This window comes from Tenacibaculum aestuarii (assembly GCF_964510395.1).
Lineage (GTDB): Bacteria > Bacteroidota > Bacteroidia > Flavobacteriales > Flavobacteriaceae > Polaribacter > Polaribacter aestuarii.
Genome location: NZ_CAZEFY010000001.1, coordinates 624,109 through 647,268, shown reverse-complemented (window position 1 = coordinate 647,268; position 23,160 = coordinate 624,109). Strand labels below are relative to the sequence as shown.

General features: G+C 31.0%; 25 protein-coding genes. 20 read left to right on the top strand and 5 right to left on the bottom strand.

Going from position 1 to position 23,160, the window contains the following annotated elements:
- The first annotated feature begins 75 nt into the window (after positions 1-75).
- The 8 genes from ACKTSU_RS03135 (at position 76) to ACKTSU_RS03100 (ending at position 6,770) form a co-directional block, all read left to right on the top strand.
- A complete protein-coding gene (locus ACKTSU_RS03135; RefSeq protein ID WP_408034907.1) occupies positions 76-2,892 on the top strand; it encodes a M16 family metallopeptidase in 2,817 nt (938 codons plus the stop codon).
- A 124-nt stretch (positions 2,893-3,016) separates the two neighbouring features.
- Positions 3,017-3,250: a thioredoxin family protein gene (locus tag ACKTSU_RS03130; RefSeq protein ID WP_408034906.1), complete on the top strand. Its 234-nt coding sequence runs from the start codon at positions 3,017-3,019 to the stop codon at positions 3,248-3,250.
- A 113-nt stretch (positions 3,251-3,363) separates the two neighbouring features.
- Positions 3,364-3,963, top strand: coding sequence for a MarR family winged helix-turn-helix transcriptional regulator (locus tag ACKTSU_RS03125; RefSeq protein ID WP_408034905.1), 600 nt, complete (start codon positions 3,364-3,366; stop codon positions 3,961-3,963).
- Between the two features lie 58 nt (positions 3,964-4,021).
- Complete coding sequence (locus tag ACKTSU_RS03120) at positions 4,022-4,633, top strand: DUF4230 domain-containing protein (protein ID WP_408034904.1); 612 nt, start codon at positions 4,022-4,024, stop codon at positions 4,631-4,633.
- Between the two features lie 260 nt (positions 4,634-4,893).
- Positions 4,894-5,295 (top strand): GNAT family N-acetyltransferase, encoded by a 402-nt coding sequence (locus ACKTSU_RS03115; protein ID WP_408034903.1) that lies wholly within the window; start codon positions 4,894-4,896, stop codon positions 5,293-5,295.
- Between the two features lie 2 nt (positions 5,296-5,297).
- Positions 5,298-5,663 (top strand): MmcQ/YjbR family DNA-binding protein, encoded by a 366-nt coding sequence (locus ACKTSU_RS03110; RefSeq protein ID WP_408034902.1) that lies wholly within the window; start codon positions 5,298-5,300, stop codon positions 5,661-5,663.
- A complete protein-coding gene (locus ACKTSU_RS03105; protein WP_408034901.1) occupies positions 5,660-6,220 on the top strand; it encodes a hypothetical protein in 561 nt (186 codons plus the stop codon). The genes ACKTSU_RS03110 and ACKTSU_RS03105 overlap by 4 nt, the downstream gene beginning before the upstream one ends.
- A 1-nt stretch (position 6,221) precedes the next feature.
- Entirely contained in the window at positions 6,222-6,770 is a 549-nt protein-coding gene (locus tag ACKTSU_RS03100) for a 5-formyltetrahydrofolate cyclo-ligase (protein WP_408034900.1), read from the top strand.
- Between the two features lie 44 nt (positions 6,771-6,814).
- On the opposite strand, the gene rho is transcribed toward ACKTSU_RS03100, so the two are convergent.
- Positions 6,815-8,425: a transcription termination factor Rho gene (gene rho / locus ACKTSU_RS03095; protein ID WP_408034899.1), complete on the bottom strand. Its 1,611-nt coding sequence runs from the start codon at positions 8,423-8,425 to the stop codon at positions 6,815-6,817.
- A 201-nt stretch (positions 8,426-8,626) separates the two neighbouring features.
- Here rho and ACKTSU_RS03090 point away from each other — a divergent pair, with 201 nt between their 5' ends.
- The 4 genes from ACKTSU_RS03090 (at position 8,627) to ACKTSU_RS03075 (ending at position 12,791) form a co-directional block, all read left to right on the top strand.
- Positions 8,627-9,064 (top strand): DUF4293 domain-containing protein, encoded by a 438-nt coding sequence (locus tag ACKTSU_RS03090; protein WP_408034898.1) that lies wholly within the window; start codon positions 8,627-8,629, stop codon positions 9,062-9,064.
- A gap of 217 nt (positions 9,065-9,281) precedes the next feature.
- Complete coding sequence (locus ACKTSU_RS03085; protein WP_408034897.1) at positions 9,282-9,935, top strand: response regulator; 654 nt, start codon at positions 9,282-9,284, stop codon at positions 9,933-9,935.
- Positions 9,936-10,205: 270 nt separating this feature from the next.
- Entirely contained in the window at positions 10,206-10,946 is a 741-nt protein-coding gene (locus tag ACKTSU_RS03080; protein WP_408034896.1) for a hypothetical protein, read from the top strand.
- A gap of 15 nt (positions 10,947-10,961) precedes the next feature.
- Positions 10,962-12,791, top strand: coding sequence for a tetratricopeptide repeat-containing sensor histidine kinase (locus tag ACKTSU_RS03075; protein ID WP_408034895.1), 1,830 nt, complete (start codon positions 10,962-10,964; stop codon positions 12,789-12,791).
- Here ACKTSU_RS03075 and ACKTSU_RS03070 read toward each other — a convergent pair.
- Positions 12,774-13,271, bottom strand: coding sequence for a metallophosphoesterase family protein (locus ACKTSU_RS03070; RefSeq protein WP_408034894.1), 498 nt, complete (start codon positions 13,269-13,271; stop codon positions 12,774-12,776). The two genes, ACKTSU_RS03075 and ACKTSU_RS03070, sit on opposite strands and share 18 nt — an antisense overlap.
- A gap of 282 nt (positions 13,272-13,553) precedes the next feature.
- Between ACKTSU_RS03070 and truA the strand changes: the two genes are divergently transcribed.
- From truA to ACKTSU_RS03055, 3 genes are all read left to right on the top strand, one after another.
- A complete protein-coding gene (gene truA / locus ACKTSU_RS03065; RefSeq protein ID WP_408034893.1) occupies positions 13,554-14,288 on the top strand; it encodes a tRNA pseudouridine(38-40) synthase TruA in 735 nt (244 codons plus the stop codon).
- Complete coding sequence (locus tag ACKTSU_RS03060) at positions 14,288-16,054, top strand: ABC transporter ATP-binding protein (RefSeq protein WP_408034892.1); 1,767 nt, start codon at positions 14,288-14,290, stop codon at positions 16,052-16,054. The genes truA and ACKTSU_RS03060 overlap by 1 nt, the downstream gene beginning before the upstream one ends.
- A gap of 69 nt (positions 16,055-16,123) precedes the next feature.
- Positions 16,124-16,600 carry a hypothetical protein gene (locus ACKTSU_RS03055; protein WP_408034891.1) on the top strand — a complete coding sequence of 159 codons (477 nt, stop codon included), beginning with the start codon at positions 16,124-16,126 and terminating at the stop codon, positions 16,598-16,600.
- Positions 16,601-16,654: 54 nt separating this feature from the next.
- Here ACKTSU_RS03055 and cdaA read toward each other — a convergent pair whose 3' ends face one another.
- Together cdaA and folP are read right to left on the bottom strand one after the other, a co-directional pair.
- Positions 16,655-17,437, bottom strand: coding sequence for a diadenylate cyclase CdaA (gene cdaA / locus ACKTSU_RS03050; RefSeq protein ID WP_408034890.1), 783 nt, complete (start codon positions 17,435-17,437; stop codon positions 16,655-16,657).
- A 62-nt stretch (positions 17,438-17,499) separates the two neighbouring features.
- Positions 17,500-18,318: a dihydropteroate synthase gene (folP, locus tag ACKTSU_RS03045; RefSeq protein ID WP_408034889.1), complete on the bottom strand. Its 819-nt coding sequence runs from the start codon at positions 18,316-18,318 to the stop codon at positions 17,500-17,502.
- Between the two features lie 80 nt (positions 18,319-18,398).
- Here folP and ACKTSU_RS03040 point away from each other — a divergent pair, with 80 nt between their 5' ends.
- The 5 genes from ACKTSU_RS03040 (at position 18,399) to ACKTSU_RS03020 (ending at position 22,434) form a co-directional block, all read left to right on the top strand.
- On the top strand, positions 18,399-18,944 hold the full coding sequence (locus ACKTSU_RS03040) for a DUF1599 domain-containing protein (protein WP_408034888.1): 546 nt from the start codon (positions 18,399-18,401) through the stop codon (positions 18,942-18,944).
- An 18-nt stretch (positions 18,945-18,962) separates the two neighbouring features.
- Positions 18,963-19,934 (top strand): DoxX family protein, encoded by a 972-nt coding sequence (locus ACKTSU_RS03035; RefSeq protein WP_408034887.1) that lies wholly within the window; start codon positions 18,963-18,965, stop codon positions 19,932-19,934.
- A 176-nt stretch (positions 19,935-20,110) separates the two neighbouring features.
- The gene (locus ACKTSU_RS03030) at positions 20,111-21,136 is read left to right on the top strand and encodes a GyrI-like domain-containing protein (protein WP_408034886.1); all 1,026 of its coding nucleotides are present in this window, start codon (positions 20,111-20,113) and stop codon (positions 21,134-21,136) included.
- Positions 21,137-21,276: 140 nt separating this feature from the next.
- The gene (gene crcB / locus ACKTSU_RS03025; RefSeq protein ID WP_408034885.1) at positions 21,277-21,669 is read left to right on the top strand and encodes a fluoride efflux transporter CrcB; all 393 of its coding nucleotides are present in this window, start codon (positions 21,277-21,279) and stop codon (positions 21,667-21,669) included.
- Positions 21,670-21,729: 60 nt separating this feature from the next.
- Positions 21,730-22,434 carry a crotonase/enoyl-CoA hydratase family protein gene (locus ACKTSU_RS03020; protein WP_408034884.1) on the top strand — a complete coding sequence of 235 codons (705 nt, stop codon included), beginning with the start codon at positions 21,730-21,732 and terminating at the stop codon, positions 22,432-22,434.
- A 29-nt stretch (positions 22,435-22,463) separates the two neighbouring features.
- On the opposite strand, the gene ACKTSU_RS03015 is transcribed toward ACKTSU_RS03020, so the two are convergent.
- Positions 22,464-23,072, bottom strand: coding sequence for a DUF1684 domain-containing protein (locus tag ACKTSU_RS03015; protein WP_408034883.1), 609 nt, complete (start codon positions 23,070-23,072; stop codon positions 22,464-22,466).
- Positions 23,073-23,160: the final 88 nt, after the last annotated feature.

The window sequence follows — 23,160 nt, the reverse complement described above, 5'->3', positions numbered from 1 at the left end:
ATTAATTGGTAGTTTTTTAACAACAAACAGCTATTCTAAAACCCAATTAATGCTCTTTTTTAACACTAAGAAAATATGCGAAAAATTTTAGTACTCTGCTTGGGAGTTTTATTATTTAACGGAGCTTTGTTCGCTCAATCGTTTACCGATTTATCTCAAGAAGTACCTTTTGATAAAACCTTTAGAAAAGGAGTTTTACCTAACGGATTAACCTATTACATTAAACACAACGAAGAACCAAAAGGAAGAGCTAGCTACTATATTTACCAAAATGTAGGTGCTGTTTTAGAAACCGACAAACAAGATGGTTTAGCGCACTTTTTAGAGCATATGGCTTTTAATGGTACCAAAACATTTCCTAAAAAAAGCATGTTAAACATGCTAGAAAGTAACGGAATTAAATTTGGTAGAGATATTAACGCTTATACTACACACAACGAAACGGTATACAACATTAGTAGGGTACCTACCGCTGACAAAAACTTGGTGGATTCTTGTTTAATTATTTTACGTGATTGGTGTGACGAATTATCCTTAGAAGTTGAAGAAATTGATGCTGAAAGAGGGGTAATTAATGAAGAGTGGCGATCTCGAATTAGTGCAAGAACAAGACTTTCAGAACAAGTAGACGCAGTAAAATACAACAACTCAATCTACTCTAAACGTACTGTTATTGGAGATATGGATGTTGTAAAAACATTTGATCCAAAAGAATTACGCGATTTTTATCACAATTGGTACCGTACCGATTTACAAGCGATTGCTGTTATAGGTGATATTGATGTGGATGCTGTTGAAAAACGTATAAAAGAATTATTTTCTCCAATTCCTGCAATTGAAAATCCAAAAGAAAGGTTTTTTGCAGAAATAGCTGATAATGCAGAACCTCTTTACACTATTGGTACTGATAAAGAATTGAAAAATGAGAGTGTATCTCTTATGATAAGAAACAGAACTTCTTATGACAATACTTTAGGTGGTCTTCGTGAAAAGTTCGTAAACAGTTTCTTTAACGCTTTAATGAGCAACAGGTATAAAGAAATCACATCTAAAGGAAATGCTCCTTTTTTAAGAGGTAGTGCTAATTATGGTGATTTTATGAGAGGTTATAAAGTATTTACCATAAGTACCCAAGCTAAAAAAGGAGAACTAAGCAACGCTTTTGAAGCTACATATAGAGAATTACAGCGTGTAATTAATCACGGATTTACGAAAAATGAGTTAGAACGTTTAAAAACAAACATGCTACTTGCTACTGAAAACAAGTACATAAAAAAAGAATCTATCAATTCTGAATCTTATGGTAAAGCGCTTAAAGCAACTTATTTAAGCGGAGCTTCTATACCAGATGCCAAGTTTAACTACAATTTTGCTAAGGCTATAATTCCTACAATTACTTTAGAAGAAGTACAAGCATACGCTTCTAAATTTTTAACTGATCATAATAGAATTTTTGTAGTTAATGCTCCTGAAGGAAGAGAAAGCACACTGCCTAATTTAGAAAAGTTAGAAGCTATCATTACTAAAGTTCAAAAGGAAAACATAGCTCCTTATGTAGACAACACTCCTATTTCTACCAAACTACTAAGTAAAGAACCTAAAGGTGGTAAAATTATCAATGAAAAGAAGTTAACAGATTTTAATGCTGTAGAATGGAAACTTTCTAACGGAGCGACTGTTGTGTATCGTTTTGCTGATTATGAAAAAAACAACGTTGCTTTAAGCGCTGTTAGTGACGGTGGTGCTTCTGTTTATGAGGTTAAAGACCTTCCTTCATATGGTGGTGCAGCGCAATATGTAAAATCATTTGGTATTGGTGACTTAAGTCCTAGCACTTATAAAAAAGTAATGACTGGTAAGTCTGCTAATAGCTCCTTTAGAATTGGTAATTATTCTGAATCAGTTTCAGGAGCTTCAACAACTAAAGATATAGAAACCATGATGCAATTAGTATACATGCGTTTTGAAGAACCTAGATTTGATAAAGAAAAGTTTGATATTTTCATTAAAAAAGGACGTGAGGCATTAAAAAATCAAGTTAAAACGGCTAAATCTGTTATGAAAGATACCTTAAACAGCATCATTTTTAACAATGATCCTAGGTATAGTAAATTTGACACTGATTATTTAAATCAAATCGACTTTAACAAAATCAAAGAAATATATACTGACCGTTTTGATGGTGCTAGCGATTTTACATTCTTTATTGTTGGAGATGTTAGCGAAGAAAAAATTAAACCTTTAGTAGAAAAATATATTGGTTCTATAAAAGAAACAACCAGAAAAGAAAATTGGGTTAGCAATAAAAGTTATTATCCACATGGAAAACATGAATATCAAATTCAACTTCCTATGGATGAGCCTAAAGCAACTGTTGCTATAAAAATGAGAGCTGACGCTAAGTATTCTAGAGAAAATGTAATATACCATTCTATCTTAAGTTCTATTCTTAATTTACGTTATACCGAAAATATTCGTGAAAAAGAAGGTGGAACTTACGGAGTGGGCGTTAGAGCAAATTCTTCTCGAATTCCTAATATGGAACAAACGTTAAATATTCAATTTAGCTGTGATCCTGAAAAAGCAGAACATTTAAAATCGTTAGTTTATAAAGAATTAGAAATTATTCAGAAAAAGGTTACTCAAGAAGAACTTGATAAAGTTATTTTAAATATTAAAAAGAATACAGAACACAGAACTGAAAGTAATAAATTTTGGATGTCAGCTTTAAAAACATATTATGAAACTGGCGAAGACAAACAAAAACCTGAATATTTAGAGACTATTTTAAATAACATTACTCCAAAAGATATTCAAAAACACGCTAAGAAATTTTTAAAGAAAACTGATGTATTAGATATTGTTTTCTCTTCAGGAAAACAAAACCCGTAACAAACAACACAACTCTACCAAGAAAATCCCGCTTAATGCGGGATTTTTATTCTTTTTCTTTTTTAGTTAGGATTCCTTACTTATATTTGTGTCGCAATTTTGCAATAACTTTAAAATAAACAAAATGAGTAAATCAATTTTTTATCACGCAGGATGCCCTGTATGTGTAAGTGCAGAACAAGACATTATAGGTTTAATTGGCGCTAATAATGTAGAAGTAGTTAACATTGGTGAAGATAGAACTCGCATAGCTGAAGCCGAAAAAGCAGGTGTAAAATCAGTTCCTGCCTTAGTAACACCAAACGGAAATACACTTCACATTAACTTTGGAGCTTCTATGGCGGATGTTAAAGGTTAATTTTTTCAATTTAAAATAGTTAGGAATCCTAATTTTAAATATTATAGAATTAGCTATTTTTTGATTAGGATTACTAACTTTGCCTGTCGACTAATTTCGACAGGCTTATTATTATGAGTAGTGTTTTTAATCCAGATCAACAACAAAATAATATTTCGTACAAGATTGTAGCAGGTCTTGAACGAATATCTGAAGTGTTTAAAGTTTTACTTTGGGAAAAGGCAAAACAAGTTGGATTGAGTCCTATTCAAATTCAATTATTAATTTTTGTCACTTACCATAAACCTGAACTTTGTAATGTAAGCCACTTAGCCAAAGAGTTTAATGTAACCAAACCAACAATAAGTGATGCTGTTAAGGTTTTAGAAAAGAAAAAAATGATTATCAAAGATTATTCTTCAGCTGATAGTCGTAGCTACACCATTCACTTATCTTTAGCGGGTAAAGAAATTGTTACTCTAACAAACGACTTTGCAAATCCTTTGAAAAATCAAATTGAAAGTTTTAATCAAACAGAATTAGATAGTGTTTTTAAAACGCTAAGTGAATTAATTTATAAGCTAAATAAAACCGGAATTCTTTCAGTACAACGCACTTGTTTTGGTTGTTCATTTTTTCAAAAAAATGGCAATTCTTATTACTGTAATTTACTAGAAAAAGAACTTTTGAATCAAGAAATTAGAATCGATTGTCCTGAATATACTCAGGTATAACAACTTCTTATAAACAAGTACTTTTTATTCTCTAGCTATTTTACGTAAATTCGTGTTTATGGAATTACTTTTTTTAGGATTAGCAGGAGGTGCTATTATATCCTATTACATTTTTAATAAGTTTACAACAGTTAAAAGAAAAAACTTAACTGAAAAACAATCGGTCGTATTATTAGATAAAATTAAAAAAGTATCTAAACTAATTACTGTTGAAGGAGAGTTTGCTGAGATTTATCATCACGAAAACACCAAAGAGAAATTTTTAGGACTCTTCTCCAGCAAAAAAAAGGCAATCATTTTAATCAATGCAAAAGTGCATATTGGTTTTGATTTTAGAAAAATTAAAATGCATACGGATACGAAGAAAAAAGTATTGATTCTTTCTGAATTTCCTCAGCCTGAAGTGTTTTCAATAGAACCTAATTTACGTTTTTACGATATTCAAAACGGATTACTTAACAAATTTAGTTCAGAAGATTTAACCGAAGTAAACAAAGAGGCCAAAGAACATATTCTTCAAAAAATTCCTGAAAGTAACCTCATGCAAACCGCTAATAAAGAAGCTTTAGAAGCCGTTACTTTAATGCAAAACTTAGTCGAAACCATTGGATGGAAGCTAGATTATACTGCTTTAGAAATTCCTGAAACAACTCAAAAACATATTGAATAAAGAGAAATAATGGAAAATCTTCATAAGACATTTAAGCTATTGATAATTTCAGCTTTTTCTTTCTTTCTATATTATTACATAGACAATCATGATTCTTTAGAATTACTTCAAGAAAAATTAGACAATTCTTTAAAAACCCGTGGATTTTATTTTTTTATACTAATAAATCTTATTAAATACTTTTTCTTACTACTTAGTATCATGTCTATTATTTTCCTAGCTTTTACACTCTATAAAAACAAAGAAAAACTACAACCGTAATGATTACAATATCAACTGATCCAACTAAATTACAAGTAGATGTTATACATTCTTTTTTAACCAATACGTATTGGGCGAAAGGCAGAACGTTAGAAGAAGTTAAAAAAACAATTAAAAACTGTTTATGTTTTGGTGTTTATAAAAATGGCCGTCAAATAGGTTTTGCCCGTATAGCTACTGATTATACGGTTTTTGCCTATCTTATGGATGTATTTATTTTACCGGAAGATCGTGGTAATGGCTATTCAAAAAAACTAATGTCTGAAATTTCACAAGCTCCCGAGCTTCAAAGTTGTAAAGTGTGGATGTTAAAAACCAAAGATGCTCATGGCTTATACAAACATTTTGGTTTTACAGAATTAGAGCATCCTGAAAAACTTATGGAACGAATTTTACCTTAACTATGAACATAGAACAACTACATAATTATTGTATTACAAAAAAAGGAGTGACAGAACACTTCCCTTTTGATGAAGTTACCTTGGTTTTTAAGGTGATGGGGAAAATGTATGCTCTTGTTGGTCTAGATAGTTGGGAACAAGGCGATACAAAAATCAACTTAAAATGTGATCCTGAATGGGCAGAAGAATTACGTGCAGAATATGAAAGTATCAATCCAGGATTTCACATGAGTAAAGTACATTGGAACACGGTTACTTTAAACCATGATGTTTCTGATGCTTTCGCTTTTGAACTGATTGATCATTCTTATGATCTTGTCGTAAAAGGATTAACTAAAAAATTACAAGAGGAACTACGTAATTTATGATGGAACAAGATAATTTAGAGTTTTCCTTAGAATTTATAACTCATAATTCAATTGACTTAAACTACAGACTAACTGAAGAGTACTTTAATGATGGAAATTTTAAAACTGAAGGAAACTTTTTTCAATTAGAATTTAAACAAGGATCTAAACTAAAAAACGGACTTGTTTTGAATCCTCTTAAATGGAAAAGCCACTTTCAAATAACCTTAGATGATAATTATGTTACTATAAAGGGAGTTGTAGACCCTTCTAATCAATTTGTATCTCAAACAGAAATTGATTGTTGGAATAAATTTATTATAAATTATAAAAACAGCCTTTTGCAACGAAAAAACCTATATGCTCTAAATAAAGCTTTTGTAAAATCCTCAAAAAAATCTACATTTAAATATATTGGTTACGGTATACTTTTAACAGTTTTACTGCTAATAATTATAGGATCTACTGCTGATTATTTTAATCTTAGTTTAAATCAAATGATTATTCCTACTTCAGCAATTACTGCTATAGTTATTTATTTAATTCAACGAAAAATGAACCAAAACAGAATTAACTAACATGCTAAAATCTGAACTTAGAAAATTATATAAACAGAAGAGAAACAATCTAACCGAAACCGAAAAAGAACAATTACAAAAAAGTATTTATCAGCAAATTTATGAGTTATCAATAGATACTATTAGTAATGTTCATTTGTTTTTATCTATGCGAAAATTCAACGAGATTGATACTTTACCAATTATCAATTTCTTTAGAGAAAAAGGAAAAAGAATTATTGTAAGTCGCTGTAATTTTGAAGACAATACGCTTTCTCATTTCTTTTTTGATGAAGACACCAAATTAGAACTCAATAAATTTGGTGTTCCTGAACCTGTTAATGCAGAAGAAGTTACTGTAAAAAATATCGATTTGATTTTCGTTCCTATGCTTATTTCTGACGAAGAACACTACCGAGTTGGCTACGGAAAAGGCTTTTATGACCGATTTTTATCGGAGTGTAGAGAAGATACTCAAACCATCGGACTTAACTTCTTCCCTCCTATCAAAAAAATAGAAGACACGCACGAATTTGACGTTCCGTTAGATTTTGTAATATATCCAAAATAAAAAATCCCGCTAAATGCGGGATTTTTTATTTTATACACTAGTTATTATCCATTCATAGAAATTAAGAACTCTTCATTGTTTAATGATCTCTTAATTCTATCTTGAATAAATTCCATTGCCTCAATTGGGTTCATATCTGCTAAGTATTTACGCAATACCCACATACGTTGTACCGTTTTATCGTCTAATAATAAATCATCACGACGTGTGCTAGACTTGATTAAATCGATTGCAGGATAAATTCTACGGTTAGCAATATTACGCTCTAATTGTAATTCCATGTTACCAGTTCCTTTGAACTCTTCAAAAATTACCTCATCCATTTTAGAACCAGTTTCGGTTAGTGCCGTAGCAATAATGGTTAAAGAACCTCCATTTTCAATATTACGTGCCGCTCCAAAGAAACGCTTTGGTTTGTGTAAAGCATTCGCATCAATACCACCTGATAAAATTTTTCCAGATGCTGGAGCTACTGTGTTATAAGCTCTTGCTAGACGCGTAATTGAGTCTAATAAAATCACAACATCGTGTCCACATTCAACTAAACGTTTTGCTTTTTCTAACACAATGTTTGCTACACGTACATGCTTTTCAGCTGGCTCGTCAAATGTAGAAGCAACCACTTCTCCACGAACACTGCGTTGCATATCGGTAACCTCTTCAGGGCGCTCATCAATTAATAAAACAATTTGATATACTTCTGGATGATTCGCTGCTATTGCATTCGCAACATCCTTTAACAACATTGTTTTACCCGTTTTTGGTTGTGCTACAATCATACCACGTTGTCCTTTACCTATTGGTGAGAATAAATCGATAATTCTTGTAGAAAGAGAGCTTCCTTTTTCTGCTAAGTTGAACTTTTCTTCAGCAAAAAGCGGAGTCAAATGCTCAAAAGATACACGATCGCGAACAATATTCGGATTCAATCCATTGATTTTTGATACTCTAATTAAAGGAAAATATTTTTCTCCTTCTTTTGGCGGACGTACATTACCGCGAACAGTATCTCCTGTTTTTAAACCGAATAATTTAATTTGTGATTGTGATACATAAATATCATCAGGTGATGATAAGTAGTTATAATCAGAAGAACGTAAGAAACCATATCCGTCAGGCATCATTTCTAAAACACCTTCACTTTCAATAATCCCGTCAAACTCAAAATCAGGATCACGATACTTGTTTCCACTTTTATGGTGTTGTTTAGAAGTATTTTGATTTTGGTTCTGATTCTTATTGTTCTTATTGCCTCTATTTTGGTTTTTTGTATGTTGTTTTTGAGGCTGCTGCTGCTTTTTTTCCTCATTAGACTGACTTTGTGGATGCTGTTTTTTTTCTTCAACCTTTTTTACAGGCTTATTAACTGCAACCTCAGTCTTTTCTCCCTCTTCTTTAGCTTCTACCTTTTTTACAGGCTTAATTTCTTGTTGTTGTGAAGTATTGGTAGGGGTATCATCTTTAGCTATCCTTTTTCTTTTAGGTTTTTCTGCCTTAGGCTTAGCTTCATTAGCACTTGCTTCGGCTTGCGCATCTAAAATTTTATATACTAAATCTAATTTCTTTAACTGACTAAACTTAGTTAATCCTATAGTTTTGGCAATAACCTGTAAATCAGCTAATTTTTTAGTTTTTAATTCCGAAATTTCGAACATTCGTTAAATAGTTAAGTTACTTAAAATTCTCTGTATAAAAAGAATTGGTTTTGTATTAAGTTTTGTTTTGAGTGCTAATTATATAGGGGCTATATAATAATTTTGTGCGGTTACATACAAGGCAAATATATACAAATATTTTAACTTCTAATATTTCTTTTTAAAAAAAGAAGTATTACATTTGCTTCCCGATAAAAAATTATGATACAAAGAATACAATCTATATATCTTTTAGTTGCTGGAGTTATTTCTGGAGGGTTGACTTTTTTATTTAGCCTTTGGAACACTACTCAAACAAATCCAACTACCTATGTTATAGATTTATTTACGGGTAATTCTATACTAGAAAAGCTAGTTCCTGTATCTTTTTTTATCTCAGCATTCATATCAATAGCAAGTGTTTTTTTATTTAGAAATCGTCAACTTCAATTTGTAATGAATCGCTTAAACATATTGATAAACCTTTTTTTATTAGGAATATTGATATATTTATCACAAACGTTATCTGGAGAAGCTTCGGTTTCTGAGAAAGGTATTGGGATGTTCTTTCCTGTCATTGTTATTTTGCTTTTATTTTTAGCAAATAGAGCCATTAAGAAGGATGAAGATCTTGTAAAATCTGTTGATAGATTACGATAAGCCTAACATCTTAGTATATTTAGTGCGAAAAAACCGAGATTTAAATCTCGGTTTTTTATTTTTGAAAAACTCTGTGTTTACTTGACCTTTAAACCAAAATGTTAAAGAAATGTTAAAGAAAACTCAGGGTTATCCCTATACTATAAATGAAACAAATAGGGATACTGTGTATTGTACACACTTGTTTTATACTATAGATTTGTAACTGTAAACGACCATGAATTACAAGATAAAAGTTCACATAGCAGATGACCACAAGATATTAATAGATGGAGTCATTGCTTTATTAAATACTGAAGATGACATTGAAGTTGAAGGATTTTCTTTAACAGGAAGGCAAGTCGTTAATTGGTCCTCTAACAATACAGCTGATGTATTAGTTTTAGACATTAACATGCCAGAAATGGACGGTATAGAAGTTTTAAAAACGTTTAAAAAACGTAATACACAAATTAAAACCATTATACTTTCTAGTTTAAGTGACCCTAAACTTGTGCAAGAAATGATAGCATTAGGAGCTAACGGTTTTGTAGACAAAAGTCGAGCTAATGAACAAATTATTGATGCCATAAAAGTTGTTCACAACGGCATACAATACATTAGTGAAGACATAAAAGTAAAACTATTAGATTTATATACTTCTGATGCAAAAGAAATCGAAGAGCCTAAATTTATACAAGAAGATTTAACAGAACGGGAAATTGCTGTATTAAAATTAATTGCGAAAGAAAAAAGCTCTTATGAAATTGCTGAAAAATTAAATGTTAGCTTAAAAACAGTAGAAACATATAGAAGTAATTTATATAAAAAATTAAAAGTAAAAAACGTAGTAGGTTTAGCGATGTATGCTGTGAGAAACAAAATAGTGTAAAGATATTATCAACCCTTCAATTTTTCTTTAGTCCCCCAAATTAAGAAGAAGCCCCCCGAGTCTATACATTATTATACATCGCTTAACAACTACTACAAATGAAAACAATAGCGATGTACGCGTTATTAAACATAGTATAGAAAACCCCTTCATTTTGTTTTCTTTTATATCCCCTAAGAGATATGATCCCCCGTCTCTTAATACCTATCCTAAGTACATCGCTATTTTATAAAAAATTAATATAAAATAGTGTAATTTATAAATTTAGTCATGAAAAAAATCACTCCTTATTTCCTTGCTTTAAGTTTAAGTTTTTTATTTGCATCTTGTTCATCAAACGAAACTGATGTGATTGAAGGTACTCCTGAAAACTTATTACAATCGTACACTCTTAAAAGAGATGCTACTGGTGCTTATTCTATTGATTTTAACACAACCAATAACACAGATGTAACTACTGTTACTAACACTGATAATTCTAAAGAGATTATCTTAGCTGAAGTCGCTCAAAAAACAGCTACTAAACATAGTAATGATTTCTCTATTGAAAACGATCAACTGAAAATTGGTTTTTTAGAAGCTAACACTGGAAAAAAAAGGCAAGTTTACATCGAAGATGACAATATTACTCTTTCTAAAAAAGGCTCAGACACTAACCCTCAATACCTTATCTCTTATACTATTAGTGTTAGTAATGATGGTAAATATGATTTAGATTTCGCTGTAGCTGATAATGTGAAGACTATGTTTGTTTACAATGACACAAAAGATACTTACGAAGTTCATTTATCAGAAGATATAGCTCCTCTTACTAGCACTGGATTTAGCAGTAATATAGAAGAAAAAAGCATTTATTCAATTAATCTAAATATTTCTCAAGGAGAAAAATTAAATCTTAACTTTGTTAATTACTATAAAATACAACAAGAGGCTAGTGCTAAAACAGAAGAAATTCTTTCTTCGTATGAGGTTGAAGAAAAGCCTAGAACATCTGTAGATACTCCAACATAAGAGATAATAAATAAAATGAGAATCGTATTTTTTTTACATTTACTTTCTATACTTATCATTGGTAACTCATACTCTATTTATTTAAACACTTCCGAAAAGGATAATGATAATATAAATAAAGAAGAAAGTATTTCTTTACAAAGGTTCAATAGTAGTGATTCCCTTTCCCTTAAAAAAAAATACGATAGTATTTATAGCTTATACAAAAGAGAAAAATATACTGAAGCCCTAAACAAAGCTTTGATTCTTGCACAAGAAACAAAAGTCGATGGAGAATTAGATTTTTCTACTAACTTACTTTTAGCCCAAATTTTTGATAATTTAAATTTGAGAAATAAAAGCACAAACTATTATCGTAAGTCACTAGATATCATTAATTTACTGAAATCAAGAAATGAATTCTCTACAATTACATCCCTTCCTCCTGAATCATATGCAAAAGCTTTAATTGGTCTTGCAAGTAATTATCAATTAATAGGTAAAACCGACAGTGCTAAGATATATTATAAAAAGGTAATTAACATAAACTCTCTTAATAAAAAAACCCAAGATATGAGAGCTATGGCTTTTAGCAACTTATCTGGCATCTATAAAAAAGACAATTTAACTCTAGCTAAAGAATACACTAACAAAGCCATAGAAATACATAGGAAAAACAACAATAAAATATCCGAAGCTTCAGCTTTAAATAATTTAGCCAATATTTATTTACACGAAAAAAATTACAAAAAAGCAAAAGAAGTATACTTTAGTGGGCTAAAGTTGTTAGAAATGAGTAATAGTATAAAGGCTACAAAATTTAAAGAGGATTTATATTTTAATCTAGCATATACTTTATACCTTCTTAAAGATTATACTGCTTACGATTATCAAGAAAAATCCTACAATATTAAAGATAACCTGAGAGACAAAGAAATTAGAAGAATGGTTGAGCAAATTTACACTCAACATAAAGAAAATTTAGAAAAAGAAAAAACAGCTTTAGTTAAAGAACAACGAAAATTAGAGGAAGCACAACAGGCCAAAACCTCGTTACTTTTTGGAGCTCTGAGTTTCCTAGTTTTAATAATTTCTGGAGTAATAATTTACAACTATAAGTTACGTCAAAAAAACCTGCATCTTAAATTATCAGAAAGTAAACTCATTCAGCAACAAAGCATTGAAAAATTAAAATCTGAAGCGCAAATAAAAATATTAAATGCCACAATAGACGGAAAGGAAACCGAACGTAAACTCATAGCAGAAATACTACATGATAACGTTAGTGCTTTGCTTTCTTCTGCCAATATGCATTTAACAGCAACTAAAAAACAATTTAACGGAGATACTCCTCAAGAAATAGATAAGACTCAAGCTATTATTTCTGAGGCCTCTCAAAAAGTAAGAGACTTATCTCATAACCTAGTATCGTCTATTTTATTAAAATTCGGATTGGAGTACGCTATTAAAGACGTTACTAAGAAATATTCTAATAGCGAGCTTAAGTTTGAAGTTTCAGCTCAAAATATCAATCGATATAATCAAGAGTTTGAAATAAAAATATTTAATGTTATTCAAGAGCTTATTAATAACATTTTAAAGCATAGTAAAGCTCAACATGCTGAAATAATATTGAAAGAGGAAGAGGATCAACTAACCGTTCTCGTTAAAGATGATGGGGTAGGTTTTTCTACCTCGTCTTCTTCTTTTTCAGATGGTATTGGCTTAAATCAAATAGAGGCAAGAATTCACATCATGAATGGGAAATTAACTATTAATTCAAAAGAAAATATTGGTACTTCTATTTATATTTCTGTCCCTATTTTAAAACAACAGAAAAACTTTAAATTAACTTCTGTTAGCTAGTTCAATTATTTCCATATTTTTTATTTCTCCTTTATCTATTTCAAAACGTAGCATAGTTCTAACCTTATGAAAACCATGTTTCCCTGCTGCTCCTGGGTTTAAATGAAGTAAGTTCAATCTCTTATCGTACTGAACTTTCAAAATATGTGAATGTCCACAAATAAATAATTTAGGAGGATTTCTATTTAGTTCTTCTCTAACTCGTTGATTGTATTTATTCGGATAACCTCCAATATGAGTAATCCAAACTGACACTCCTTCTACTAAAAACCTATTATCTAGCGGAAACTCAGCCCTGGCTTTATTATCATCAATATTTCCATAAACTGCCCTTAGTGGTTTAACATCTTTTATCATATCAGTAACATGTAAATCACCAATATCACCCGCATGCCAAACTTCATCTGCTTGCTTTACAAACTTTAAAATTTGATCATCAATAAAGCTATGTGTATCTGAAAGGAGCAAAATTTTCTTCATCAAGACAAAACTAATGATTTATAAACTAAAAAAAATCCATAATTAAACATTATGGATTCTTTAGAATAAGGGGTAATTAATGAAAGGGGAATTCACTATTATTTAGACAATGAAATTCATGAGGGACTTCATTATTATATTTTCGAAGGCAACAAAAATAAGACAAGTATCTAAACAATCTGTTAACATATGTTAATAAAACCTAAAAACATTATTTAATCTTCTGTCTATAACTTTTCAAGTCAGAATTTCATAATTTAGCTCTTTAAAATTTTTACATTTTTGAGGTATTTTATCGAATTAGCATACAACGGGAAAAATTATCATGGTTGGCAAGTACAACCACACGCAATTTCGGTTCAAGAGGTAATAAACAAAGCTATCAGTACAATTTTACGACAAGAAGTTAATATCGTTGGTGCTGGTAGAACAGATGCAGGTGTACACGCTTCACAAATGTTTGCTCATTTTGATGTAGAATCACCCTTAAATGATAATTTTACTTATAAACTCAATGCTATTTTACCCGATGATGTGGTGATATTTAACACGACATTGGTTCATAACGATGCTCATGCTCGTTTTGATGCTAATAGTAGAAGTTATGAATATAAAATATGGTTAGGTAGAAATCCGTTTTTACTAGAAACTAGCTGGCAATTGCATCATCAACAATTAAATATTGAGTTGATGAATAAAGCTGCTGCTATTTTATATGAATATGAAGATTTTGAGTGTTTCTCAAAAGTAAAAACAGACGTTAACACTTTTAATTGTACAATAACCAATGCTGAATGGATTATGAAAGGGAATGAACTTACTTTTCATATTAGTGCCAATCGTTTTTTAAGAAACATGGTTCGCGCCATAGTAGGTACACTAATTGATGTTGGTCTTGAAAAAATTACGATTGATGATTTTAAAAAAATTATTGAAAGTAAAAACAGAAGTAACGCTGGAGTTTCAGTTCCAGCAAAAGGTTTATTTTTAACAGCAGTAACATACGACTACATATAGTGAGTAAAGCAACAGGAAAAGCATTCGATATTAAAATTTTTTCAAGACTAATGAGTTTTGCAAAAAAGTACCGCCTACGTTTTATCGTTGCTGCGGCTTCTACAATTTTATTAGCAGGTTTTGCAGTTCTTACCCCTGTAATTTTAATGACTGCAATCGATGATTTTACAACAACCAAAAATGCTACAACACTATTGTACTTTACAATAGCCATGGTGGTTGTTTTATTAGTTCAGGTGCTATTTCAATTTAGTTTTATTTATAATGCAAACTGGGTAGGTCAACATATTATCAGAGATATCAGAGCTAAAACGTTTAGAAAAATTCTAGAATTTAAAATGAGTTATTTTGATAACTCATCAGTTGGTAAACTCGTAACCCGTGTAGTTTCAGATATAGAAACCATTTCAAACTTTTTTACTCAAGGTGTTTTTATGATAGTAAGCGATATTTTATTAATGCTTATTGTTATAGCTGTAATGTTTTATAAAAACTGGCAGCTTGCTTTAATTGCACTTGCCACCCTACCTGTACTAATTTATGCTACAAAACTATTTCAAATAGCTATAAAATCTACTTTCCAAGATGTACGTAATCAAGTAGCAAACCTTAACAGTTTTGTACAAGAAAGAGTTACAGGAATGAAAATCGTTCAGCTTTTTAATAGAGAGCGAATTGAGTATAAAAACTTTATTGACATTAACAACAAACACAAAAAAGCACATATAAAAACGGTTTGGTACTACTCTATCTTCTTCCCTATTGCAGAAATACTTTCTTCAATCGCTATCGGATTAATTGTTTGGTATGGTGGATTACAAGTTATTGAAGATAGTGCTGTTAGTTTAGGTGCTATTATCGGTTTTATAAAAATGGCTCAAATGCTTTTTAGACCGTTACGACAAATAGCAGACAAATTCAATCAATTACAAATGGGAATTGTTGCTGGTGAACGTGTTTTCAACGTAATTGACACAAATAGTTCAATAGACAAAAACGGAACTATTATAGCAGAAAACATTGAAGGAAACATCAGTTTTAAGGATGTACATTTTAGCTACATAAAAGGAGAAGAAATTTTAAAAGGAATAAGTTTTAATGTAGAAAAAGGGCAAACCGTAGCTATTGTTGGCGCTACAGGTGCAGGTAAATCAACTATTATAAATCTTATTAGTCGATTTTATGAAATTGATAGTGGACTTATTGCTATTGATAACATTCCTGTTCAAGATTATGAGATTTCTTCTTTACGACAAAAAGTGGCTGTAGTATTACAAGATGTATTTTTGTTTTCAGATACTATTTTAAATAATATTACGCTACGAAACGAAAACATTTCGCTAGATCAGGTACAAAAAGCTGCCAAACAAATAGGGATTCATGACTTTATTATGAGCTTACCTAACAACTATCATTACAATGTAAAAGAACGCGGAGGCATGCTTTCATCTGGTCAACGTCAATTAATTGCTTTTTTACGTGCTTATGTTAGTAACCCTAGTATCTTAATTTTAGATGAAGCTACTTCTTCTGTAGATACTCACTCGGAACAAATGATTCAATACGCCACAGATGAGATTACAAAAAACAGAACTTCAATAGTAATTGCACACCGTTTAGCAACGATTAAAAAGGCTGATATTATTATAGTTATGGACAAAGGTCGTATAGTTGAAAAAGGAAATCATACAGAATTATTAAAAAAACATGAGGGTTATTATAAGAATTTGTACGAAAAACAGTTTAATAGTGAAACAGTGATGTAAATAAATTTGTTTACGTCAATCAAAATATTACATTTGTTATTCAATCTAAAAACTAAAAATCAATAAACGATGAAAAAAGTAATTTTATCAGTATTTGTAGTTGGTGCTTTATTAGCTACCTCTTGTAAAAACACTAAAGAAGATGCTAAAGACGCTGCTACTGATGCTGTTGAAGCTGTAGAAAACGCTACTGAAGAAGCTACTGACGCTGCTACTAAAGCAGTAGAAGAAACTAAAGAAGCTGCTGGTGAGGCTGCTGAAGCAACAGAAGAAGCTGTTGAATCAGTAAAATCTGCAATCGAAGGTATCGAAATTCCTCAGTTTGAAGATCCTAAAGTAGGTGAGTATTTACAAACTTACTCTCAGTACGCTAAAGATTACATCGAAGCTAAAGGAGATGTTGTTAAAAATACTGAATTAGCTAAAAAAGGTGTTGAATTAGCTACTCAAGCTAAAGACATCGTTGCTAACTTAGACGAAGCTGCTGCTGAAAAATTCAATAGCGTTATGGCTGCTATTCAATCTAAAATGGCTCCTGCTCAATAATTTTTTTGATAGCATAAATAAAAAAAGGCTCGCAAATTGCGAGCCTTTTTTTATTTATGCCATTACATCTTTTTCTAATTTTTTATGAAGTTCTTCGAGTGATTTATACAATACAAACTCTCCGTCTTTTATATATGAAATTTCTCCTGTTTCTTCAGAAACCAATAAACAAATTGCATCTGTTTTTTCGGTAACACCAATTGCAGCACGGTGTCGTAAACCAAAACGTGCAGGAATTTTTGTACTATCAGAAACAGGTAAAACCACACGAGTTGCTATTATATAGTTGTCTCTAATAATCGTTGCTCCGTCATGTAACGGACTGTTTTTGTAAAAAATACTTTCAATAATAGCTTCATTTACCAAGGCATTCATTTTGTCTCCAGTATTCACTAAAAAATCAAGATTATTTGTTTTTTCTATTACTAATAATGCTCCTGTTTGGGTTCTAGACAAGTTATTACAAGCCTTTAAAATCGTATCTATATCTATTTCTGAATGAATTTCCGACTTCAAAAACTTAAGCTGATTTAAAAATCCTCTTTTAGCTGAAAAATTGGTGGTTCCTATCATTAATAAAAACTTCCTGATTTCTTGTTGAAATACAATAATCAACGCGATAACTCCACCTGAAAGTAAATACCCCAAAATACCGCTTAACATTTCCATATTGAGAGCTTGAGTAATCTTCCAGATTAAAAAGATAAAGGCAATTCCTATCACAATATTTATTGCTACCGTTCCTTTTAACAGTTTATAGATGTAAAATAATAAAACTGCTACTAAAAAAATATCCAGCACATCCAAAAACGAAAAGTCGATAAAATCTAGGTTCATTAATTTTCTTGAAGTTTTTTTACTATTTAAAATAATCTAAACAAGTAAATGTAAGCATTTTATTACAACTGATTTACAATCGTAACCGCTTCAACTGCTTCTTTTACATCATGCACTCGTAAAATATGTGTTCCGTTTAATAAAGCGATAGTGTTAGCTACTGTAGTTGCATTTAAGGCTTCTTGAGCCGAAGTACCCAATAACTTATACAGCATTGATTTTCTTGAAACTCCTGTTAAAATAGGAGCATCTAAGCTATTAAACAATGATAAGTTTTTAAGCAACTCGTAATTCTGATCGACTGTTTTTCCAAAGCCAAAACCAACATCGATAATCACGTCATTAACTTTTAGCTGACGTAATTTAAAAAGCTGCTCTGCAAAAAAAGAAATTACCTCAGTAACCACATTTTCATATTCCGGATTTTTTTGCATGTTTTGCGGAGTTCCTTGCATGTGCATCATAATATATGGCACTTGCAATTTTGCTACCGTTTCAAACATATTGACATCCATCTTTCCTCCAGAAATATCATTGATGATGGCTGCACCTGCGTTGATAGACTCCTCTACTACTCTACTTCTAAAAGAATCGATTGAAATAAAAATTTCAGGAAAATTTTTCACTAATAACTCAACTACAGGAAGCATTCTTTGCAGCTCTTCTTCTTCAGAAATATGCTTCGCTCCTGGTCTTGAAGAATACGCTCCTATATCAATAAAAGTAGCTCCTTCATTCAACATCTTTTCTGTTTGAGCTAAAAAATCATGTTCGTTTTTATATTTTCCTCCATCAAAAAAAGAATCAGGGGTTACATTTAAAATCCCCATAACCTTAGGCGTGGTAAGATCTATTAAGGTTCCTTTACAATTAATCGTCATTACACTAAATTTCCAAGTAAAAATAAACGAAAAGCTTGTAATATTTACTATTTTTGGTCGAATACTTTTAAATAAGAAAGATGCAAGACACCTCAAAACAGTATGATGCTGTAGTTGAAGAATGTAAAAATTTATTTACCAAGAAAATGAGCGATTATGGTAGTGCTTGGAGAATCTTAAGACTCCCATCACTAACCGATCAAATATTTATCAAAGCACAACGCATTCGTCAATTACAAGAAAATACTGAGCGAAAAGTTGATGAAGGAGAAAAATCAGAGTTTATTGGTATTATCAATTATTCAGTAATGGCATTAATTCAAATAGAATTGGGAGTTGTTGAACAACCTGATTTAACTACTGAACAAGCCACTGAATTATACAACAAACACATAAAAATCACCAAAGAGTTAATGGAAAATAAAAATCATGACTATGGTGAGGCGTGGAGAGATATGAGAGTTTCATCGTTAACCGATTTAATTCTACAAAAACTACTTCGCGTAAAACAAATTGAAGACAATCAAGGTAAAACTTTAGTTTCTGAAGGAATTGATGCTAATTATCAAGATATGATTAATTATGCTATTTTTGCCATGATTCACCTTTCTGAGTCAGATAATTAACCTAAAACAACCCCTAATATGATTTTAAAATTGTTAACTCATATTTCAAGAGTACTAGTAGGATTGCTATTCATCTATTCTGGATTTGTAAAATTGGTAGACCCTATTGGTTCTCAGTACAAGTTTGAAGAATATTTTAGTGCAGGTGTACTAAACTTAGAGTTCTTAATACCATTTGCTTTACCTTTTTCTATTCTTTTAATTGTTACTGAATTGGTTTTAGGTATTATGCTTTTAGTAGGATACAAAGCAAAATTTACTGTTTGGAGTTTATTTGGTATTAACCTTATCTTCTTATTTTTAACTTGGTACTCGTACACTTACAACAAAGTTACCGATTGCGGTTGTTTTGGAGACGCTTTAAAACTTACACCAAAAGAAACATTTTATAAAAATGTGGTTTTTATGGTATTTATTGTAATCTTAATTTTAGGAGTTCAATACATTAAACCTTTTATTTCTAGCAAAATTGCTTCTATAACAACTTTTGCTTCAATTTTTGTATCACTTCTAGTAACCTATTACGTATTACAACACTTACCAATTATCGATTTTAGAGCCTACTCAGTAGGAACTGATATTGCTGAAGGGATGAAATACCAAGAAGGAAGTGATGACATTCCTCCTATTCATGATTTTATGATTGAAACTGACGAAGGTGATAAATTAGAAGAAATGCTAGCTAAAGAAAAAGCAATGCTAATTGTTATGTCTAATTTTGATAAAACTGAAGAAGAAGGAATTTCAAAAGTTTCTGAAGTAGCAAAACAAGCTAGCGAACAAGGTTATGAAATTTATGTGCTAACTGCTTCTTATATTGAAGATTTAGCGGCTACCCAACAAAAATATGGACTACCGTACACATTCGGATTCTGTGATGAAACCGCTTTAAAAACTGTTATCAGAGCTAATCCAGGAATTGTAACCGTTAAAAATGGAATAATTGCTGGAAAGTGGAACTGGACAGATGCTGACGACGTAAAATTATAAAAGATATAACATCATAATAAATAAAAATACCTTAAGGAATTCCTTAAGGTATTTTTATTTAAGAATATTTTAATCTTAAGACCTCTTCTTTATTTTTTTATACAGCGCATTTAAGTCTCAACTGTATAGTAATATAAAAAATCAGTAACTTTATAACTCAATCAAAAAAACAAATTATGAAATTTATAAAGTATTTCTTACTCCTGCTGGTTACTTTAATCGTTCTATTTCTTATTTATGTAGCTACCTTTTCTAGCAGTTATGACGTAAGCAGAAGTAAAGTAATCAAAGCTCCTGTTAGTCATGTTTTTAATACCGTTAACGATTTAAAAACTTGGGAAAAATGGGGGCCTTGGCACGAAGAAGATACTACTATTGTAGTTACGTATGGTGACGTAACAGTAGGTGTTGGCGCTTCTGATAGTTGGACAAGCAAAGAAGGTCCTGGAAAAATGGAAACTGTAGCTCTGGTTCCTAACAAATCAATCGATCAAAAAATATCATTTGGCGATTACGATCCAGGAGATATTTATTGGAATTTTGAAGAAGTAGCAGACGGTACAAAAGTTACTTGGGGTATGAAAGCAGATAACAATCCTTTTATCTTCAAGATGTTTGCAGCAATATCTGGGGGATGGGATAACATGTTTGGTCCTATGGAAGAAAAAGGACTTGATAATCTTGAAAAAGTGGTGTTAGAAACCATACCAGAAGCTCCGAAGTTTACCACAAGTCAAATTTCATCCAAAGAACTTACTGAGAAAACCTTTATTGGTTATCCTCATAAAATAAAAATCGACCATGAGGAAATGACAAAATTATTTATGCAAGACATACCCAAAGCTGGAATATATGCTAAAAACCAAGGCTTAAAAGAAGGTGATTTTACACCTGGGGCTGTTTATACCAAGTATGACGAAGCTAGTAACGAAACAGAGTTTTACATTGGTCTTTTACTAAACAAATCTATAGAACCTGCTGAAGGAATGGAAATCATCAACCTTCCTGCAGGAAATAGTGTAATGATTTCTAAATTTGGAAATTATGGTGATGGCGATTATGAAGCGCATATGGAAATTGCATCTTATTTAAAAGAAAACAACCTCACACAAAAATGGCCTATTTGGGAGTTGTATGTAAACGATCCTGCCAAAGTAAAGCCAGAAGAAATTCAAACAGACATTTATTATCCTGTAAAATAATAAGACGAAACATTATTCACTTACAAAACCTCACAAATTTGTGAGGTTTTCTTATTTTAGCACATACAGAAAGCTGATTAGAGATATTTTAAAAATTTCTCTAACAAGTTAAAATCAAGCTTTAATCTAGAAATATTTTTGTGAAACAATTTTTATTAGTCTTTATCGGCGGCGGAATTGGTAGTGTATTACGATACATTATCGGAAAAGCGTTAAACAGCTCACAAACAGGAATTCCATACGGAACTTTTACTGCTAACATTTTAGGAAGCTTGTTTATCGGAATTATTTTAGGTTTAGCAGCCAAAAACCAAGCGTTAACACAAAACCATACGTTGTTATTAGCTACTGGTTTTTGTGGTGGTTTCACTACTTTTTCAACCTTTGCTTACGAAAACCATGTCTTTTTAAAATCAGGTGATTTTAGCAGTTTTGCCCTTTATACTATCGCTAGTTTCATTATTGGTTTTTTAGCGGTTTTTGCAGGAATTTTCTTAGTAGACTACTTTTGGAATAATCCGCAGAATATATAATTTGATTTCAGAACAGATAAAAATATTTCAATCTCAAATTTTGAAAAACTTATATAACAAATGAACGAACTTATACAATATACCTCAGCAGACAATCATGTACTAATTACGATTACCAACGGAAAAGCCAATGCAATTTCTCACGAAGTAATTAGTGCTTTAAATACCGCTTTTGATAACGCTGAAAAAGAAGAAAAACCAGTAATCTTAACTGGGCAACCAGGAATTTTCTCTGCGGGTTACGATTTAAAAAGCATGACCCAATCTACCGAATCTGCTTTAGAACTAGTTACCAAGGGATCGCAATTATCACACAGAATGTTATCTTTTCCTTATCCTATAATTGCTGCTTGTTCAGGGCATGCTGTTGCTAAAGGTGCTTTTTTATTGCTGTCTGTAGATTACAGATTAGGTATTGAAGGAGATTTTAAAATTGGACTAAACGAAGTTATGATCGGTATGACCATGCATAATGCAGGTATCGAAATTGCTAAAGCACGTCTTGCTCCTATTTATTTTGAGAGAAGCATAAGTTGTTCAGAAATTTACAATCCGAAAAAAGCTGTTACTGCTGGTTTTTTAGATAAAGTTGTTCCGCAAGAACACCTATTACCTACAGCTTTTAAAATTGCTGAAATGTTTACCAAACTAAACAAAAAAGCACATACAGAAACAAAATTGAAGGTTAGAAAGCCTTATTTAGATTCATTAGCTAAAGCTATAGAACAGGATAGTAAAGAAGGATTAACTCCTCCTTCAAAATAAAAAAATCCTGCTCTTGCAGGATTCTTTTATTAAGGTTTTTTATAAGCCATCACTCCAGCTTTAATTTCTGTGTCTAAAGAATTTTCTCGAGGAGTAATAGGGCACGAATAACGATCGCTATACGCACAATACGGATTGTATGCTTTATTAAAATCAATTGTAACTGTTCCGTTTGGTTGTATGTCTGTAGTATAAACATCTATAAAACGCCCTCCTTTATAAGAAGTTTTACCATTCGTGTTATCTAAAAAAGGTAAAAACAAATGGTTTGCATACTCTGGCTTAGGGTTAATATCCTGATAAATAGACAACTCAAAATCTTTTCCATCGATAGAAAAAGATAATACACCATATTTTCTATACATCGCTACTCTATCTGTTGTTGTAGGAAAGTCAAAAACAGGCCCATCTGATAATAACTCTACTTTAGCATTTACAGTGTACCTATCATCAATCGGAAAAAAATTTAACCCTTTAAATTCCTTTAATCCCTTTTTTGTTAAAGGCGATTTTGAAGCATCTTTAAATTTAGTATTCATTTCTATCTGAAAATCAGACTCTCCTAAAACTTCTCTTTTTCCTTGACTCTTACATGACAAAAACATGAAAGTAAATACTATTAAAATTATTTTTTTCATTTTGTAATTATTTTTCTAACACAAACAAAAATACTGTATTCTCATCAATACACTACAATTCCTTAATAAATCATTAAATTAATCCTCA